Origin of the sequence: Mesorhizobium sp. M5C.F.Ca.IN.020.32.2.1, from assembly GCF_004023105.1 — a bacterium.
GTDB classification, from domain to species: domain Bacteria; phylum Pseudomonadota; class Alphaproteobacteria; order Rhizobiales; family Rhizobiaceae; genus Mesorhizobium; species Mesorhizobium wenxiniae.
In genome coordinates this window covers 1-486 of sequence record NZ_RZSX01001644.1, presented here as the reverse complement: position 1 = coordinate 486, position 486 = coordinate 1, and the positions used below count along the sequence as shown (strand labels likewise).

General features: G+C 63.8%; 1 protein-coding gene. It reads left to right on the top strand.

Annotation, left to right across the window (positions count from 1 at the left end):
- Positions 1–16 precede the first annotated feature (16 nt).
- Positions 17–486, top strand: a 470-nt coding sequence (locus EOA86_RS37930; RefSeq protein ID WP_164892472.1) for an SDR family oxidoreductase, incomplete at its 3' end; no start/stop codon positions are given.

Here is a 486-nt window from a genome sequence, read left to right as displayed (position 1 = left end):
CTGTAGGAGGACAGTTATGACAAACTACAAAACGGCCATCGTCACCGGCGCCGGCACGGGCATCGGCAAAGCCGTCGCTACGGCGCTGCTCAGGTCCGGCTGGAACACGGTGTTCTGCGGACGCCGCAAGCCGGTGCTGAACAAGGCGATCGACGACGCCGGATCGACACAAGCCAAGGCGCTGGCGGTCGCCTGCGACATCAGCAAGGCCGATCAGGTCGACGAGATGTTCGAGACCGTGGCGGCGGCTTTCGGTCGTGTCGACCTGCTCTTCAACAATGCCGGCACAAGCTACAAGTCGACATTGATCGACGAGATCCCCGTCGAGGTGTGGAACGAAGTCATCGGGGTCAATCTCACCGGCTCGTTCCTGTGCGCCCGCGCCGCCTTCGGCGCCATGCGCAGGCAGCAGCCGATGGGCGGCCGCATCATCAACAACGGCTCGGTGTCGGCTTACGCACCACGGCCGGGCTCAGTGCCCTATAC